The following is a 17,887-nucleotide window of genomic DNA, read 5'->3' on the forward strand; positions in this document are numbered from 1 at the left end:
CGTGGCGAACGTCCTTCCGTACCGGCCGAAAGCCGGCGAGATCCCCACAGACCCCGGGGTCTACCGCTTCCGCGACGCGGAAGGGCGGGTCCTGTACGTCGGCAAGGCGAAGAACCTCCGGGCCCGGCTGTCGAACTACTTCGCTCCGCTCCACACCCTCCACGAGCGCACCCGCCGCATGGTCACCACCGCGGCCTCGGTCGAATGGACCGTCGTGGCGACCGACGTCGACTCGCTGCAGCTGGAGTACATGTGGATCAAGGAGTTCGATCCGCCCTTCAACGTCCGCTACCGCGACGACAAGTCCTACCCGTTCATGGCCATCACTCTCGCCGATGAGGCGCCGCGGGTGATCGTGACGCGCAACCGGCGGATTCCCGGTGCGAAGTACTTCGGGCCGTATCCCAAGGTCTGGGCGGTGCACGAGACCATCGATCTGATGATCAAGGTCTTCCCGATCCGCACGTGCAGCGACTCGTCGTACAAGAAGGCGATGGCCTCGGGGCGTCCGTGCTTCCCGGGTCAGATCGGCCGCTGCGGCGGGCCGTGCTCGATGAAGGTCACGATCGAAGAGCACCGCGCGATGGTCGATGACTTCGTCGCCTTCATGTCGGGCGGTGATCAGCGGTTCGCCCGCGAGCTGACGACGCGCATGCGCGAGTCGGCCGCGGCGATGGACTACGAGTCGGCGGCTGTCTACCGCGACAAGCTGCAGGCGATCGACGCCGTCCTCAACAAGAGCGCCCTCGTGCTCGAGGACGATATGGATGCCGACCTCTTCGGCATCGCCGAGGACGAGCTCGCCGCTGCCGTCCAGCACTTCGTCGTGCGCGGCGGTCGCATTCGCGGTGTGCGGGCGACGACGATCGAGAAGGAAATCGACATCTCCGGGGCCGATCTGGTCGATCAGGTGCTCCAGCGGACGTACGGGGATGCCGCGCCCGCTGACATCCCTCGGCATGTGTTCGTTCCGACGCTGCCCGGCGATGCCGGCGAGCTGGAGCAATGGCTGCAGACCCGCCGCGGCAAGCGCGCCACCGTGCAGGTCGCGCAGCGCGGACGCAAGGCGGATCTGATGAAGACCGCCAACATCAACGCGCAGCAGGCGCTCATGCTTCACAAGACCCGTCGCACGAGCGACTACGTCGCGCGCAGCCAGGCGTTGACCGACCTGCAGGAGGCCCTCGGCCTCGAGGAGGCTCCGCTGCGGATCGAGTGCTACGACGTCTCGCACCTGTCGGGCACCAACGTCGTCGCGTCTCTCGTGGTCTTCGAGGATGGGCTTCCCCGCAAGGACCAGTACCGGATCTTCGGCGTCAACGAGACGACGGACGACACCGACTCGATGTACCAGGTGCTGACGCGCCGCCTCGCCTACCTCGACCGACCCGACGAGGACGATGAGCCGGTTCCCGACGCAACCGCCGACGGCGAGGTCGTGACGGCACGCAAGCGCCCGCGTTTCGCCTATCGTCCGCAGCTGCTCGTCGTCGACGGCGGCAAGCCTCAGGTCGAAGCGGCAGCGCGAGCCCTCGCCGACGCCGGACACAGCGAGATCGCTCTCTGCGGCATCGCCAAACGGCTCGAGGAGATCTGGCTGCCGGGGGAGGAGTACCCCGTCATCCTCCCGCGCACGTCCGAGTCGCTGTATCTCCTTCAGCGGCTGCGAGACGAAGCCCATCGATTCGCGATCGTCCACCAGCGCAAGCGGCGAAAGCGCGACATCACCTCGGTCCTCGCCGAGGTGCCGGGACTGGGCGCGGCCCGGATCAAGGCTCTGCTCCGGCACTTCGGCTCGGTCTCCAAGCTCAAGCAGGCCACTCCGGACGAGATCCAGGAGCTGCCGGGTATCGGTCCTCGTCTCGCGGAGGCGATCCATCGCCATCTCGCGGACGGATAGGCTGGACGTCGGCGAGAGACAGGGGTGGTGACGGTGACCGACGAGGTACCCGCGGGCGAGATTCTCATCGTCACGGGCATGTCCGGTGCCGGTCGCACCACGGCGGCGAACGCCCTGGAAGACCTGGGGTGGTACGTCGTCGACAATCTGCCGCCGCAGATGCTCCGTCCGCTGCTCGAGCTCAGCGAGCTGGCCGGCAATGCGTTGCCGCGAGTCGCGGCAGTCGTCGACGTCCGCGGTGGTGAGCTGTTCGCCGCGCTGCCCGAGATCACGCGCGCGCTTCGGCACGGGCGCACTCTGCGGATCCTGTTCCTGGATGCCGCCGACGAGGTGCTCGTGCGCCGGTTCGAGTCCGTGCGTCGCCCGCACCCTCTCCAGGGCGACGGCACGCTCGTCGACGGCATCCGCCGCGAGCGCGAACGCCTCGCCCCGATTCGCGAGAGCGCCGACGTGATCGTCGACACCTCTCGCGACAACATTCATCAGCTGGCGACCTACATCGGGGATCTGTTCGCCGACGACGGTGCTGCTCGGCACACCGTGACCGTCATGAGCTTCGGCTTCAAATACGGCTTGCCGCCGGACGCCGACCTCGTGGCCGACATGCGCTTTCTGCCGAACCCGTTCTGGAATCCTGACCTCAAGGCGCTCACCGGCGAGGACGACGCTGTGCGCGAAGAGGTCCTTTCGCACGACAACGCACGCGAGTTCATCGATGCCTACGCTGCGGCGCTGGCCCCCGTGCTGCGCGGTTACCAGGACGAGAACAAGCGCCATTCCGTGGTCGCCGTCGGATGCACGGGAGGCAAGCACCGCTCCGTCGTCACGGCTCGAGAACTCGCGCAGCGGCTGTCGGGGCTGCCCGGCGTGGCGGTGCGACTCAAGCACCGCGACCTCGGTCGCGAGTAGGCTATCCCTTCGTCCCCCGAACCCCCTCCCGAAGGAGCGCCGTGCCGCTGACCGCTGACGTCAAGACCGAGTTGGCTGCGATGCGCGACCCTCGACCCGCCGCCCGTGTGGCCGAGGTGACCGCGATCCTGCGCTTCGCGGGCGGTCTGCACTCGATCGCGGGCCGAGTGGCCGTCGAGGCCGAGGTCGACTCGGAGATCCTCGCCCGCCGCGTGGCGCGCGAACTCGTCGAGATCTACGGCGTGCGGCCCGAGCTCGCCCGCATCCAGGCGTCCGGCGGCCGCGACGGCGCGACGTTCGCCGTCCGCGTTCGCGAGGGAGGCGAGACCCTCGCACGTCAGACCGGCCTTCTCGACCAGCGGCGCCGCCCGGTGCGCGGCCTTCCCAACAGGCTCACGACCGGATCGCGTCCCGACCTGGCCGCCCTGTGGCGCGGTGCTTTCCTCGCTGCCGGTTCACTGTCCGACCCGGGACGTTCGGCCGCTCTCGAGATCTCCTGCCCCTCTCCCGAGGCCGCCATGGCCCTCGTCGGCGCGGCTCACCGTCTGGGCATCGCGGCCAAGGCGCGCGAGGTCCGCGGCATCCCGCGTGTGGTCGTCCGCGACGGCGAGGCGATTCGGCAGACCCTCGCCGAGATGGGCGCCACCCGCACGGCCGACACGTGGGACCAGATGCGGCAGCGCCGCGAGGTGCGCGCGGGCGTGAACCGCCTCGTGAACTTCGACGACGCGAACCTGCGTCGTTCGGCCCAGGCGGCCGTCGCGGCCTGCGCGCGCGTCGAGCGAGCCCTCGAGATCCTGGGCGACGAGGTGCCCGACCACCTCAAGCAGGCCGGCGATCTCCGTCTGGCACACCGCGACGCGAGCCTCGATGAGCTCGGTCATCACGCCGACCCGCCGCTGACGAAGGACGCTGTCGCGGGCCGCATCCGCCGCCTTCTCGCGATGGCCGACAAGAAGGCCGCCGCTGAAGGACTGCCCGACACCGAGTCGGCGGTTCCCGCGGGACTCTCCGACTGAGCGACCACGCCCGCGTTACACCGCGTTCCGAGCGGGAAGCAACGGGGTGTGCGACGCGTTGCCCCTCAATAGGATGAGAAACGTCCACGAGGCGTGCGGTCGCGCGCCTTCGACAGCACGAGCCGCGCGCTGCGCGGTGCTGACAGGAGATAGAGAATGACGAAGTACACCCTTCCCGAGCTCCCCTACGATTACGCGGCACTCGAGCCGCACATCAGCGGCAAGATCATGGAGCTTCATCACTCCAAGCACCACCAGACATACGTGAACGGCGCCAACACCGCTCTCGAGCAGCTCGCGGAGGCCCGTGAGACCGGCAACCTCGCGAACGTCAACAAGCTCGAGAAGGACCTCGCGTTCAACCTCGGCGGGCACGTCAACCACTCCATCTTCTGGACGAACCTCTCGCCCGAGGGCGGCGGCGAGCCCGAGGGCGAGCTCCGCGCGGCGATCGACGAGTTCTTCGGCGGATTCGACAAGTTCCAGGCGCACTTCACGGCTGCCGCCACCGGCATCCAGGGCTCCGGCTGGGCCGTGCTCAGCTGGGACCCGATCGGCGCACAGCTGATCATCCAGCAGCTGTTCGACCAGCAGTCGAACACCGCCCAGGGAACCATCCCCATCTTCCAGCTCGACATGTGGGAGCACGCCTTCTACCTCGACTACCTCAACGTCAAGGCGGACTACGTCAAGGCGGCGTGGAACATCGCGAACTGGCAGAACGTCGCCGAGCGCTTTGTGACGGCTCGGGAGAAGACGGCCGGCCTGCTCGCGTAGTAGGGTCATAAACAGGTGAGGATGCCGGGCTCCTCCCGGCAACGGGAGCCGAACCCGGCATCCTCTTCTTTTTCATCAGATCGCGTTTCGGTCAGCCAGCACGGGCTTTTCCGGCGCGACAAGAAACGGGAGACATCGTGTCTGTCAAGATCGGCATCAACGGCTTCGGCCGCATCGGACGCAACTACCTCCGCGCCGCCCTCGCTCAGGGCGCGGACCTCGAGATCGTGGCGGTGAACGACCTCACCGACAACAAGACTCTCGCCCACCTGCTCAAGTACGACTCGATCCTGGGTCGCCTGGACGCCGAGGTCACGTACTCGGAGGACTCGATCACGGTCGGCGGCAAGACCATCAAGGTCTTCGAAGAGCGCGACCCCGCCAACCTCCCCTGGGGCGAGCTGGGCGTCGACATCGTCATCGAGTCGACCGGTCGTTTCACCAACGCCGAGGACGCCAAGAAGCACATCGCGGGCGGCGCCAAGAAGGTTCTCATCTCGGCTCCCGCGAAGGGCGAGGACGGCACGTTCGTCATCGGCGCGAACGAGGACCTGTACGACCCCGAGAACCACAACGTCATCTCGAACGCGTCGTGCACCACGAACTGCCTCGCGCCGCTGGCGAAGGTCCTGAACGACGAGTTCGGCATCGTCAAGGGCCTCATGACGACGGTCCACGCCTACACGGCCGACCAGAACCTGCAGGACGGCCCGCACAGCGACCTTCGCCGTGCCCGCGCCGCCGCCCTCAACATCGTCCCCACCTCGACGGGCGCGGCCAAGGCCATCGGCCTCGTCCTCCCCGAGCTGAAGGGCAAGCTCGACGGCTTCGCTCTTCGCGTGCCCGTTCCCACCGGTTCGGCGACCGACCTCACGGTCGAGCTCGAGCGCGAGGTCACGGTCGAGGAGATCAAGGCTGCGTACAAGGCTGCTGCCGAGGGTCCGCTCAAGGGCATCCTGAAGTACACCGAGGACGAGATCGTCTCGAGCGACATCGTCACCGACGACCACTCCTGCATCTTCGACGCCGGCCTGACCCGCGTCATCGGCAACCAGGTCAAGGTCGTCGGCTGGTACGACAACGAGTGGGGTTACTCCAACCGCCTCGTCGACCTCACCGAGCTCGTCGCCAGCAAGCTCTGACGACCATGGCTCTGCGAACCCTCGATTCGCTGGGCCCGCTCGCAGGAAAGCGTGTCATCGTCCGTGTTGACTTCAACGTCCCCCTGAAGGACGGAGTCATCACGGACGATGGCCGTGTGCGTGCGGCACTGCCCACCATCGACCACCTCATCGGCCAGGGAGCTCGCGTCATCGCGTGCTCGCACCTGGGACGTCCCGACGGTTCCCCCGACCCCAAGTACTCGCTCGAACCCGTCGCACAGCGTCTGTCGGAGCTGCTCGGCAAGCCCGTCGCCTTCGCCGGCGACACGGTGGGCGAGTCGGCGCAGCAGGTCGTCTCGTCGCTCGGCGACGGTGACGTCGCAGTGATCGAGAACCTCCGCTTCAACGCGGGCGAGACGGCGAAGGACGAGACCGAGCGTCGCGCGTTCGCCGAGCAGCTCGCCGCGCTCGGCGATGTGCTCGTTTCCGACGGCTTCGGTGTCGTGCACCGCAAGCAGGCCTCGGTCTACGACCTCGCGGAGATCCTGCCGTCGGCGGCCGGCTTCCTCATCGAGAAGGAGGTCGACGTCCTCGACCGCCTCACCGAGAACCCCGAGCGTCCGTACGCCGTGGTGCTCGGCGGGTCGAAGGTGAGCGACAAGCTGGGTGTCATCGAGCACCTGCTTCCGCGCGCCGACAAGATCCTCGTCGGCGGGGGGATGCTGTTCACCTTCCTCGCCGCGCTCGGACACAAGGTCGGCAAGAGCCTGCTCGAGAGCGACCAGCTCGAGACGGTGAAGGGCTACATCGCCACGGCGAAGGAGCGCGGCGTCGAACTCGTGCTCCCCGTCGACGCGGTCATGGCTTCCGGCTTCGCGGCGGACGCCGATCACGTGGTCGCGGCGGCCGATGCTCTGGAGGACACCCCGTTCGGTGCCGACGGCATGGGCCTCGACATCGGCCCGAAGAGCGCAGAGCTGTTCGCCGACGCGATCCGCAGCTCGCGCACCGTGTTCTGGAACGGCCCGATGGGCGTGTTCGAGATGCCCGCGTTCGCGGCAGGCACGCGAGCCGTGGCTCAGGCGCTCACCGAGGTCGACGGGCTGTCCGTCGTCGGCGGCGGAGATTCGGCGGCCGCGGTGCGGCAGCTCGGGTTCGCCGACTCGTCGTTCGGTCACATCTCGACCGGCGGCGGTGCGTCGCTGGAATTCCTGGAGGGCAAGAAGCTGCCCGGTCTGGAGGTGCTCGGATGGGCATGAACCGTATTCCCCTCATCGCGGGCAACTGGAAGATGAACCTCGACCACCTGCAGGCGGTGGCGTTCGTGCAGAAGCTGCACTGGACGCTGAAGGACGCCAAGCACGAGGATGACTCCGTCGAGGTGGCGGTCTTCCCGCCCTTCACCGATCTGCGTACGGTGCAGACGCTGCTCGACGCCGACAAGATCGCTTTCGCTCTCGGTGCCCAGGATCTTTCCACGAAGGACTCCGGCGCATACACCGGCGAGATCTCGGGAGCGTTCCTCAAGCAGCTCGACTGCCGGTACGTGATCATCGGGCACTCGGAGCGTCGTGAGTACCACGCCGAGACCGATGAGGTCGTCGCGGCCAAGGTCCAGGCGGCCCTCCGTCACGGTCTGTCGCCGGTCATCTGCGTCGGTGAGACGGCGGAAGACCTGGAAAAGCACGGCGCGTCGGCTGTTCCGGTGGCGCAGCTCGAGGCGGCCCTCGCAGGCGTGGCGGCGGATGCCGACATCGTCGTGGCTTACGAGCCGGTGTGGGCCATCGGGTCGGGCCAGGCTGCGACCCCGCAGCAGGCGCAGGACGTGTGCGCGAAGCTCCGTGAGGTCGTCGGCTCCGTGCTCGGCGCCGATGCGGCTGCGCGCACCCGCATCCTCTACGGGGGATCGGTGAAGTCGGCCAACATCGCCGGTTTCATGCGCGAGCCCGATGTCGACGGCGCTCTCGTCGGAGGCGCGAGCCTCGTCGCAGACGAGTTCGCCGCGATCATCCGCTACCAGAAGCACGTCGGCGTGTGACGTCGTACGGCCCGGCGACCCACCGGTCGCCGGGCCGTACGCGTATCCGTGCGGCTGCTGGATATACTTGACCCTCGTGCGATCGGAACGATCGCCGGAAAGGTGACGACCACCGTGCAGATCCTCGAGTTCGTGCTGCAGGTGCTTCTGGGCATCACCAGCCTGCTCCTGACGTTGCTGATCCTGCTCCACAAGGGGCGCGGCGGCGGCCTGTCCGACATGTTCGGCGGCGGGATGAGTTCCGCCATGGGCTCGTCGGGCCTCGCGGAGCGCAACCTCAACCGCTTCACGATCGTGCTCGCGCTGGCGTGGTTCCTCTCCATCGTCGCCCTCGGCCTCATCACGAAGTTCACGGTGCTCTGATGGCCACCGGAGGAAACGCCATTCGCGGCACCCGCGTGGGTGCGGGCCCCATGGGCGAGCAGGACCACGGACACCACGCTGATCGCGTGGCGATCTCGTACTGGGACGCTCTCGGCAACGAGACGGTGCGCTACTTCGCCGCCGGCATCGCGGACGAAGAGATCCCCGAGACCATCGACTCGCCCCACTCGGGGCTGCCGGCCGGTCGCGACAAGGCGAATCCGCCTGCCGTCGCCAAGACCGAGCCGTACAAGACGCACCTCGCCTACGTGAAGGAGCGCCGCTCCGACGAAGAGGCCGAGCAGCTGCTCGACGAAGCGCTGCAGCAGCTTCGCGAACGCCGCGGACTGAACTGACGCGGCACACGTCGCAACATACGAAGAGAGCGGATGCCACGGCATCCGCTCTCTTCGTATGTGCGCGCGAGTCAGTACTCGTCGTCGATGAGCTCCGGCGGAACCTGCGCGGCGGTCGCTTCATCCGTGAAGAGAATGGTGCGACGGGTGCCCTTCGCACCGGCTGCCGGCACGCTGTGGTAGCTGGCACCCGCAAGCGCGAGCCCGAGCGCGGCTGACTTGTCCGGACCGGCGAGCACCATCCATACCCGCTTCGACGCGTTGATCACCGGCCGAGTGAGCGTCACGCGCTCGGCCGGGGGCTTCGGGGAGTCGTGGACGGCTGAGACCGCGCTGTCGGTGATGCGGATCTCGCCGCGGTCCGGGAACAGCGAGGCGATGTGGCCGTCGGGGCCGACGCCCAGGAAGCAGATGTCGAAGACGGGCCAGGCCGCGCCGTCGATGCCCGCCGTAGCGAGCTCGGCGGCGTACGCGCTGGCGGCGGCTTCGGCATCCGGCGCCTCGTCTGACGCCGCGATGGGATGCACGTTCGATGTCGGCAGCTCGATCGCGTCGAGGAAAGCGCGACGTGCGACCGCCTCGTTCCGATCCTCGCTGTCGCGGGCGACGAAGCGCTCGTCGACCCACCAGAAGTGCACGCGCGACCAGTCGACAGTGTCGCGCTCGGGGTGGGACCCGAGCCGCTCGAGCACATCCGTCATGATGCCGCCGCCCGCGAGACCGACGTTGACGGTTCTTCCGTCCGTTCCCCACTTCGCCACGCGATCGAGGAAACGTGCCGCGATCGAGCCGGTGAGGGTCTCGACGTCGGGGCTGATGACGACGCGCTTCTCAGCGGTCGGCATCTCAGGCGTCTCCGGCAGGCGAGCGGTGGAGCCGCGCCCAGCCGTCCGTGATGACCCGGCCGTACAGGACGTCGGGCCCGAGGCGTCGGAGCTCTTCCGCGAGGCATTCGCGGAGCGTCCGACGGGGGAGGACGAGATCGTGCGACGGCTGGCCCGGCTGGGTCAGCGTCGCGTCGACGGTCGTCGTGCGCTCGAGCAGGACGTCACCGCTCGGCCGCTTGAGGCGGACACTGCGGATGCCGTGCTCCCACTCGTCGCGGGGAGCGTACTGCCAGTTCACCGGTACATCGAGCATCAAGCACAGCCAGGCGGCGAGCAGTCCTGTCGACGGCGAGCTGCCGCTGCCGACGACCTCGACCTCGGTCACCGGCTCGTAGGGAGGCTGGTCGAGGACGGCCGCGAGCTGCTCGCGCCAGTGCGTCAGGCGTGTCCACGCCAGATCGGTGTCTCCGGGCGCGTAGCCGTCGCCCAGCGCGGCGAGCCGTCCACTGTCGTAGGGCAGCGTGGCGGCGTCGGTGATCCGGCGCTGCGCGATGCGGCCGATGGGGGACTGCGACGGGTCTGCGGGCGGGTGGTCGGGCCACCAGGCCACAACAGGCGCGTCGGGCAGCAGGAGGCCCGTGATGAGAGCCTCGTCGTTGCTCGCTGCGCCACCGCTGGCGCGCAGGACCACGACCTCGCTTGCACCGGCGTCGCCGCCGACCCGGATCTGCGCGTCGAGCTTCGATTCGCCCTTCGCATCGGTGATCAGCACGATCACGCGCATCGGGTGCTCGCGCGAGGCGTCGTTGGCCGCCTCGATCGCGTCTTCTTCGAGCCCGTGCGACGTCGCGATGACGAGTGTGAGGACGCGTCCGAGGGCGACGGCACCGCCCTCCTCGCGCACGTTGACGAGTTCGCGGGCGATCTTCGACACGGTCGTGTCGGGCAGATCGACGATCATGGACGCCTCCAGACGCGGCCGTCGCGGGCCAGCAGTTCATCTGCGGAAGTGGGGCCCCAGGAGCCGGGCGCGTACTGCTCGAGCGGACCGCCCTGCTTTGCCCAGAACTCCTCGACGGGGTCGAGGATGCGCCACGAGAGCTCGACCTCCTCGTGCCGCGGGAAGAGCGGCGGATCGCCCAGGAGGACATCGAGGATGAGCCGCTCGTATGCCTCGGGGCTGGATTCGGTGAACGCATGGCCGTAGCCGAAGTCCATCGTGACGTCGCGGACCTCGGTGGCGGCCCCCGGCACCTTGGAGCCGAATCGGATCGTGACGCCCTCGTCGGGTTGGACGCGAATCACCAGGGCGTTCTGGCCGAGCTCCGTCGTCTGATTGCGCAGGAACAGATGCTGCGGGGCCCGCTTGAACACGACCGCGATCTCGGTCACGCGGCGGCCCAGGCGCTTGCCCGTCCGGAGGTAGAACGGCACACCTGCCCAGCGGCGCGTGGCGATGTCGACCTTGATGGCGGCGTAGGTCTCGGTCGTCGACTCGGGATTCATCCCGTCCTCGTCGAGGAAGCCGGTGACCTCTTCGCCGCCCTGCCACCCGCCGGCGTACTGTCCGCGGGCGGTCGCGGTCGAGAGATCGGCCGGCAGCTGGACAGCGGCGAGCACCTTCTCCTTCTCGGCCCGCAGGTGGCCCGCCTCCATCGAGATGGGCTCTTCCATCGCGGTGAGGGCGAGGAGCTGGAGAAGGTGGTTCTGGATGACGTCGCGGGCCGCGCCGATGCCGTCGTAGTATCCCGCACGCCCGCCGACGCCGATGTCTTCGGCCATCGTGATCTGCACGTGGTCGACGTAGTTCGCATTCCAGATCGGCTCGAACAGCTCGTTCGCGAAGCGCAGTGCGAGGATGTTCTGCACCGTCTCCTTGCCGAGGTAGTGGTCGATCCGGAAGATCGAGTCGGCCGGGAAGGCCACCTCGAGCGCCTCGTTGAGTTCGCGGGCCGTCTTCAGGTCGCTGCCGAACGGCTTCTCGATGACCACGCGGCGCCAGGTGTCGGCATCCGCGTGCTCGTCGACCAGGCCGGAGTCCTTGAGCTGCTTCGCGACGATCGGGAAGTCCTTCGGCGGGATCGACAGGTAGAACGCGTGGTTCCCCATCGTCCCGCGATCGACATCGAGCTTCTCGACCGTCTCGCGGAGCCGACGGAAAGCATCGGCGTCGCCGAACTCGCCGGAGACGAAGCGGATGCCCTGGAGGAGCTGCTTCCAGGTCTCTTCGCGGAACGGCGTGCGCGCGTACTGTTTCACCGCCGAGTGCACGACCTCCGCGAAGTCCTGGTCCTCCCAATCGCGTCGGGCGAAGCCCACGAGGGCGAACCCGGGGGGCAGCAACCCGCGGTTGGCGAGGTCGTAGACGGCGGGCATGAGTTTCTTGCGCGACAGGTCGCCGGTGACGCCGAAGATCACGAGAGCGCTGGGCCCTGCGATGCGGTTCAAGCGGCGGTCGTCGGGATCGCGCAGGGGGTTGTGGGCGCGCGAGATCTCCACGGTCATGGGAGGGGTCTTCCTACTGGGCGGCTTCGAAAAGGGTGAGGACCTCGGTCGCGGGGTCCGTCAGGGTGAGCGTCACGACGGGGCGGCCGCGCTCGGCGAGGACCGCGGCGTCGCCGGAGGCCTGCGCTTCGATCAGACGGCCGAACGTGAAGGGACGACCCGGAATCTCGAGGTCGACGTCCGTGCGCTCGGTGATCTGGACGAACACGCCGTTCGCGGGGCCGCCCTTGTGGTACTGACCGGTCGAGTGCAGGAACCGCGGTCCCCACCCGAACGTGGTGGGGCGGCCGGAGTCGGCGGCGATCAGTTCGCGCACGCCGGCCAGCTGCGGCACGGCGGTGCGATCGACATAGGCCTGGACGGCGACGTATCCGTCGGCCGGGACGACCCGCCACAGATTCGCGAGGACCCCCGCGAGCGTGCGATCCGCCGCGAGGGCGGGATCGGACACCCGCACTTCGACGCCGTCCTCGACGAACAGCGGCGCGGTCGACGCGGGCTGCGCATCGAGCAGGCCACGCGCGGCGGTCTTCGCAGCCTCGACGTCGGGCTGGTCGAAGGGGTTGATCCCGAGCAGGCGACCGGCGATCGCTGTGGCGTACTCCCACACCAGGAACTGAGCGCCCAGGGAACCGCTGACGAGCACCTCGCCGGGGTGCTGCTCGAGGATCTGGAAGTGGACCGCGTCGCCGACGAGTCGCACGACCTGCAGGTCATCGGGAAGGAGGTCGAGCTCGGGGGAGAGCGGGGTGGCGACGACGGGCAGGATGCCGGTGCCGGCCTTCCCGGTCGATTCGGCGACCAGCTGCTCGATCCAATCGGGGAGTCCCACGATGTGGGTCCCGTCGCTGATGAGGGCCAGCTTGTCGCGGCGCGGTTCGCCGCCCGCGATCGCCGCGGCGAGCACGAGAGCGGGGTTGCGCGGGTCGTCCACGGCCACTTCGAGCAGGGTCGCGTCGGCTTCGTCGAGCAGCTGCCCGATGTCGGCCCCCGCCAATCCCGCCGGCACGAGGCCGAAGGCCGTGAGCGCCGAATAGCGCCCCCCGACCGTCGGGTCGGCGGTGAACACCCGGTGCCCCGCTTCGCGCGCCTCGCGCTCGAGCGGAGAGCCCGGGTCGGTGACGACGACGATGCGATCGGCCGGATCGATACCGAGATCGCTCCACGCAGCAGCGAAGGCGCGACGCGCCGAATCGGTCTCGACCGTCGAACCCGACTTCGACGAGACGACGAGGACGGTCTCGGCGAGACCGCCTGTCTCCGGGTCGCCGTCGATGGCCGCCAGGACCTGCCCGGGGGCGGTGGAGTCGAGGATCGTCAGCGGCACACCGTGCGTGCGGGCGATGACCTCGGGAGCGAGCGACGAGCCACCCATCCCGGCCAGCACGACGCGCGTGATACCCCGGCCGAGGAGCTCGGAGCGCAGCGCCTCGATCTCGGCGACGAGCGGACGCGACACGGTGACGGCCTGCACCCAGCCGAGTCGGCGGGACGCCTCGGCGGCGGCATCAGGACCCCACAGGTCGGCGTCACCGGCGGTGATGCCGCTCGCCACCAGATCGGCCACGAGCCGGGGCACGGTCTTCTCGACGACGTCGGAGACATGCCCCGAGACGTGGATCTCGAAGCTCAACGGGCGCTCTCCAGAGCCGCCGTCACCGTGCCCTGCAGGTCGTGCCACGACGCGATGAACTTGTCGACGCCCTCGTCCTCCAGCAACTGGGTGACGTCTTCGAGGTCGATGCCTACCTCGGCGAGGTCGGCGAAGACCTTGTGCGCGGCCTCGTAGGCGCCGGTGACGGTGTCGCCGGAGATCACACCGTGGTCGAACGTCGCCTCGAGGGTCTTCTCGGGCATCGTGTTGACGGTGCCGGGGGCGACGAGCTCGGTGACGTAGAGGGTGTCCGGCAGCGCGGGGTCCTTGACACCGGTCGAGGCCCACAGCGGACGCTGCAGGTTCGCGCCGGCGGCGACGAGGTCCTGGGCGCGCTGCTCGGCGAACTTCTTCTCGAAGAGCTCGTAGGCCAGGCGCGCGTTGGCGACACCGGCGAGCGACTTCAGCTCGTTCGCGGCATCCGATCCGATCGCCGTGAGGCGCTTGTCGACCTCGGTGTCCACACGCGAGACGAAGAACGACGCGACCGAGTGGATGCCACCGAGGTCGATGCCCGCCTCGCGGGCGCGTTCCAGGCCGGCGAGGTAGGCGTCGATGACCTCGCTGTAGCGCTCGAGCGAGAAGATCAGCGTGACGTTGACGCTGATGCCGGCGGCGATGACCTCGGTGATCGCGGGCAGGCCGGCCTTGGTCGCGGGAATCTTGATCAGGACGTTCGGGCGGTCGACCGCGGCGGCCAGCTTCTTGGCCTCGGCGATGGTGGCGTCGGTGTCGTGCGCGAGGTCGGGGGAGACCTCGATCGACACGCGACCGTCGACGCCGCCCGTCTGGTCGAAGATCGGGCGGAAGATGTCGGACGCGTTGCGCACGTCCGTCGTCGTCAGCTCGAAGATCGTGTCGTCGGTGGAGGCTCCGGCCTTGGCCTGCGCCTCGATGGCCTCCTCGTAGCCGACGCCCGCGCTGATGGCGGCCTGGAAGATCGAGGGGTTCGTCGTCACGCCGACGACGTTGCGGGTGTCGATGAGCTCCTGCAGGTTGCCGGTCGTGATGCGCTGACGCGACAGGTCGTCGAGCCAGATGCTGACGCCGGCGTCGGAGAGGTCCTGGGTGGGCGTGCTCATGCGTTGTTCTCCTCAACGGTTGCGCGGGCGGCCGCGACGACGGCCTCGGTGGTGATTCCGAACTTCTCGAACAGGGTCTGGTAGTCGGCCGAAGCGCCGAAGTGGTCGATGCCGACCGAGCGTCCGGTGTCGCCGACGATGGAGCGCCACAGCGGGGTGGCACCGGCCTCGACGGAGACGCGCGCACGGACGGCTGCGGGCAGCACCGACTCGCGGTACGCCTCGTCCTGCTCGGCGAACCATTCGAGCGCGGGGGCCGAGACGACGCGGGCCTGGATGCCGTCTGCGGCGAGAGCCTCGCGGGCTTCGACAGCCAGCTGCACCTCGGAACCGGTGGCGATGATGATGACGTCCGGCTGGCCGCCCTCGGCATCGATGAGCACGTACGCGCCCTTCGCCACGCCGTCCGTCGTTGAGAAGCCGTCCTCACCGCGCGGGAACACCGGGATGTTCTGTCGCGTCAGGGCGATGCCGGCGGGGCCGGCCTGGCGGCGCAGCAGCTCGTGCCACGCGGCCGCGGTCTCGTTGGCGTCGGCCGGACGGACGACCGTGAAGTTGGGGATGAGTCGCAGCGACGAGATCTGCTCGATCGGCTGGTGCGTCGGGCCGTCCTCGCCGAGGGCGATGGAGTCGTGCGTCCACACGTAGATCGACGGGATGTTCATCAGGGCGGCCAGGCGCACCGCGGGGCGCATGTAGTCGCTGAAGATGAGGAAGGTGCCGCCGAAGGCGCGCGTCTTGCCGTGCAGGACGATGCCGTTGACGATCGCGCCCATCGCGTGCTCGCGGATGCCGAAGTGCAGGACGCGGCCGTACGGGTCGCCCGACCACTCGTGCGTGGACCACTCGGTGGGGATGAAGCTCTTGCCCGACTTGATCGTCGTCAGGTTCGACTCGGCGAGGTCGGCGGATCCGCCCCAGAGCTCGGGGAGCTGGTCGGCGAGCGCGTTGATGACCTGACCGCTCGCGGCGCGGGTCGACACGGCCTTGCCCGCCTCGAACGCGGGGACCGACACGTCGGCCGGCAGCTCGCCGGACTCGAGGCGATCGAGCAGCGCCTTGCGCTCAGGGTTGGCCTCGGCCCAGGCGTCGAACGACTTCTGCCATTCGGCGCGCTCGGCTGCGGCGCGCTCGGCGAGGGAACGGGTGTGGCTGATGACGTCGTCGGCGACCTCGAAGCTCTTCTCGGGGTCGAACCCGAGCACCTTCTTCGTGGCGGCGAGCTCGTCGGCGCCGAGCGCGGAGCCGTGGATCTTGCCGGTGTTCTGCTTGCCGGGAGCCGGCCAGCCGATGATCGTCTTGAGGACGATGAGGGAGGGCTTGTCGGTCTCGCCCTTCGCCGCCTCGATCGCGGAGTAGAGGGCGGCCACGTCTTCGACGTATTCGCCCGTGCTCTTCCAGTCGACCGTCTGCACGTGCCAGCCGTAGGCCTCGTAGCGCGCTGCGACATCCTCGGTGAAGGCGACGTTCGTGTCGTCCTCGATCGAGATCTGGTTCGCGTCGTAGATCGCGATCAGGTTGCCGAGCTGCTGGTGTCCGGCGAGCGATCCGGCCTCGGCCGTGATGCCCTCCTGGATGTCGCCGTCGCTCGCGATGACGTAGATGAAGTGGTCGAACGGCGAGGTGCCGGCCGGCGCCTCGGGGTCGAACAGACCGCGCTCGTAGCGAGCCGCGTAGGCGAAGCCGACTGAGGTGGCGAGGCCCTGGCCGAGCGGGCCGGTCGTGATCTCGACGCCCTTGGTGTGGCCGTACTCGGGGTGTCCCGGGGTCAGTGAGCCCCAGGTGCGCAACGCCTTCAGATCATCGAGCTCGAGACCGAAGCCGCCGAGGTAGAGCTGCACGTACTGCGTGAGGGAGGAGTGACCCGCCGACAGGATGAAGCGGTCGCGCCCGAGCCAGTCGGTGTCCGTGGGGTCGTGCCGCAGCACGCGCTGATACAGGAGGTAGGCGGCGGGGGCGAGGCTCATGGCCGTACCCGGGTGGCCGTTGCCCACCTTCTCCACCGCATCCGCGGCCAGGACGCGGGCGGTGTCCACCGCGCGCCGATCGATCTCGTCCCAACGAAGTTCCGACACTCGGTCGCCTTTCTCGAGAGGCAGCGCCTGCGCATGCCGCTCCGCAGTCAGGAAGGGAGGGGTTCGGCGCCGGCGCGCGTATGACCTCAGCATAGCGAGGACGCCAGACGGCCGGGGCGCGCACGTCGTCATGTGACAGTCGTGGTAGGGCGGCCCCGCGGAGGCCCTCCTCGGCGGATGCCCTAGACTGGACAGGTTCACAGCGGTGAGATGCGGGGAGCGATGGACATCATGACGACTGCCGGTTCGGCCTCCGTCGACACCTCTCGTGGCACGTCGTTCGGTGCGACCGTCCGCGCGTATGTCGCGCTCACGAAGCCCCGCGTGCTCGAGCTGCTGCTGGTCACGACGGTGCCGGTCATGATCCTCGCGGCCGGCGGTCTTCCGAATCTCTGGCTCGTGCTCGCGACGGTCGTCGGAGGCGCGATGAGCGCCGGGTCCGCCGCCGCGTTCAACATGTACCTGGACCGCGACATCGACGCGCACATGAAGCGCACCGAGAACCGACCCATCGTGACGGGCGAGGTCTCGGCCCGCGGCGCGTTGATCTTCGCGTGGACGCTCGCGGTGGCATCCACGGTGTGGCTCGCCGTGACGACGAACTGGGTCGCGGCATCCCTCAGCGTCTTCGCCATCTTCTTCTACGTCGTGATCTACACGATGATCCTGAAGCGCCGCACGGAGCAGAACATCGTCTGGGGCGGCATCGCGGGTTGTTTCCCGGTCGTGATCGGATGGTCGGCCGTGACCGGCTCGCTCTCGTGGGCGGCGCTCATCCTGTTCGTTCTCGTCTTCCTCTGGACGCCGCCGCACTACTGGCCGCTGTCGATGAAGTACAAGAACGACTACGACGAGGTCGACGTGCCCATGCTGGGCGCAACCCGCAACGGGTCGCAGGTCGGCCTTCAGGTCATCCTCTACGCGTGGGCGACCGTCGCGTGCTCGCTGCTGCTCATCCCGGTGGCGCCGATGGGGCTCGTGTACGCCGTCTCGGCGATCGTCTTCGGCGGGTGGTTCCTCTACGAGTCGCACCGTCTGTACAACCGCGCCGTCCGCGGCGAGCAGGCTCGCCCCATGCGCGTGTTCCACGCCTCGATCACCTACCTGACGCTGGTCTTCGTGGCCATCGCGGTCGACCCGCTGCTGCCCTTCTGAGGCCGCACCCGCGCGGCTGGGCTCACTGGGCTCACTTGACAGGTGTGGGGCCCCTTCGGCGCGTGGGTAGGGGCGCGAGCTGCCCACCTGGATCTGCAGGCCCGGGGTCGCTGGGCTCACTTGG

At 68.7% G+C, this 17,887-nt stretch carries 16 protein-coding genes; 10 read left to right on the forward strand and 6 right to left on the reverse strand.

Annotation, left to right across the window (positions count from 1 at the left end):
- Position 1: 1 nt before the first annotated feature.
- From uvrC to VC184_RS05665, 9 genes are all read left to right on the forward strand, one after another.
- Positions 2 to 1,900: an excinuclease ABC subunit UvrC gene (uvrC, locus tag VC184_RS05625; RefSeq protein ID WP_323987517.1), complete on the forward strand. Its 1,899-nt coding sequence runs from the start codon at positions 2 to 4 to the stop codon at positions 1,898 to 1,900.
- A gap of 78 nt (positions 1,901 to 1,978) precedes the next feature.
- A complete protein-coding gene (gene rapZ / locus VC184_RS05630) occupies positions 1,979 to 2,809 on the forward strand; it encodes an RNase adapter RapZ (protein WP_240309674.1) in 831 nt (276 codons plus the stop codon).
- A gap of 41 nt (positions 2,810 to 2,850) precedes the next feature.
- Positions 2,851 to 3,828, forward strand: coding sequence for a DNA-binding protein WhiA (whiA, locus tag VC184_RS05635; protein WP_023951475.1), 978 nt, complete (start codon positions 2,851 to 2,853; stop codon positions 3,826 to 3,828).
- 156 nt (positions 3,829 to 3,984) lie between these two features.
- Entirely contained in the window at positions 3,985 to 4,605 is a 621-nt protein-coding gene (locus VC184_RS05640) for a superoxide dismutase (RefSeq protein WP_023951473.1), read from the forward strand.
- Positions 4,606 to 4,742: 137 nt separating this feature from the next.
- The gene (gene gap, locus VC184_RS05645) at positions 4,743 to 5,747 is read left to right on the forward strand and encodes a type I glyceraldehyde-3-phosphate dehydrogenase (RefSeq protein ID WP_094261864.1); all 1,005 of its coding nucleotides are present in this window, start codon (positions 4,743 to 4,745) and stop codon (positions 5,745 to 5,747) included.
- 5 nt (positions 5,748 to 5,752) lie between these two features.
- Entirely contained in the window at positions 5,753 to 6,967 is a 1,215-nt protein-coding gene (locus VC184_RS05650; protein WP_112614024.1) for a phosphoglycerate kinase, read from the forward strand.
- Positions 6,958 to 7,746: a triose-phosphate isomerase gene (gene tpiA, locus VC184_RS05655; RefSeq protein ID WP_323987518.1), complete on the forward strand. Its 789-nt coding sequence runs from the start codon at positions 6,958 to 6,960 to the stop codon at positions 7,744 to 7,746. The genes VC184_RS05650 and tpiA overlap by 10 nt, the downstream gene beginning before the upstream one ends.
- A 114-nt stretch (positions 7,747 to 7,860) precedes the next feature.
- Entirely contained in the window at positions 7,861 to 8,109 is a 249-nt protein-coding gene (gene secG / locus VC184_RS05660) for a preprotein translocase subunit SecG (protein ID WP_036304945.1), read from the forward strand.
- The gene (locus tag VC184_RS05665) at positions 8,109 to 8,465 is read left to right on the forward strand and encodes an RNA polymerase-binding protein RbpA (protein WP_112614028.1); all 357 of its coding nucleotides are present in this window, start codon (positions 8,109 to 8,111) and stop codon (positions 8,463 to 8,465) included. The genes secG and VC184_RS05665 overlap by 1 nt, the downstream gene beginning before the upstream one ends.
- Before the next feature lie 71 nt (positions 8,466 to 8,536).
- Here the strand turns inward: VC184_RS05665 and pgl are convergent, their stop codons facing one another.
- From pgl to tkt, 6 genes are read right to left on the reverse strand one after another with little or no spacing between them, the layout of a single operon-like run.
- On the reverse strand, positions 8,537 to 9,310 hold the full coding sequence (gene pgl / locus VC184_RS05670) for a 6-phosphogluconolactonase (RefSeq protein WP_282502393.1): 774 nt from the start codon (positions 9,308 to 9,310) through the stop codon (positions 8,537 to 8,539).
- 1 nt (position 9,311) lies between these two features.
- A complete protein-coding gene (locus VC184_RS05675) occupies positions 9,312 to 10,253 on the reverse strand; it encodes a glucose-6-phosphate dehydrogenase assembly protein OpcA (protein WP_112614032.1) in 942 nt (313 codons plus the stop codon).
- Positions 10,250 to 11,797: a glucose-6-phosphate dehydrogenase gene (gene zwf / locus VC184_RS05680; RefSeq protein ID WP_269266572.1), complete on the reverse strand. Its 1,548-nt coding sequence runs from the start codon at positions 11,795 to 11,797 to the stop codon at positions 10,250 to 10,252. The genes VC184_RS05675 and zwf overlap by 4 nt, the downstream gene beginning before the upstream one ends.
- A 13-nt stretch (positions 11,798 to 11,810) precedes the next feature.
- Positions 11,811 to 13,430: a glucose-6-phosphate isomerase gene (locus VC184_RS05685; protein ID WP_323987721.1), complete on the reverse strand. Its 1,620-nt coding sequence runs from the start codon at positions 13,428 to 13,430 to the stop codon at positions 11,811 to 11,813.
- Positions 13,427 to 14,533, reverse strand: a complete 1,107-nt coding sequence (gene tal / locus VC184_RS05690) for a transaldolase (RefSeq protein ID WP_274177656.1) — start codon at positions 14,531 to 14,533, stop codon at positions 13,427 to 13,429. Before tal ends, VC184_RS05685 begins: the two co-directional genes overlap by 4 nt.
- On the reverse strand, positions 14,530 to 16,608 hold the full coding sequence (gene tkt, locus VC184_RS05695) for a transketolase (RefSeq protein WP_323987519.1): 2,079 nt from the start codon (positions 16,606 to 16,608) through the stop codon (positions 14,530 to 14,532). The genes tal and tkt overlap by 4 nt, the downstream gene beginning before the upstream one ends.
- A 231-nt stretch (positions 16,609 to 16,839) precedes the next feature.
- Here tkt and VC184_RS05700 point away from each other — a divergent pair, with 231 nt between their 5' ends.
- Positions 16,840 to 17,763: a heme o synthase gene (locus VC184_RS05700; RefSeq protein ID WP_323987520.1), complete on the forward strand. Its 924-nt coding sequence runs from the start codon at positions 16,840 to 16,842 to the stop codon at positions 17,761 to 17,763.
- The last annotated feature ends 124 nt before the right edge of the window (positions 17,764 to 17,887 follow it).

Origin of the sequence: Microbacterium plantarum (assembly GCF_035231185.1) — a bacterium.
In the GTDB taxonomy this organism is placed as follows: Bacteria; Actinomycetota; Actinomycetes; order Actinomycetales; family Microbacteriaceae; genus Microbacterium; species Microbacterium plantarum.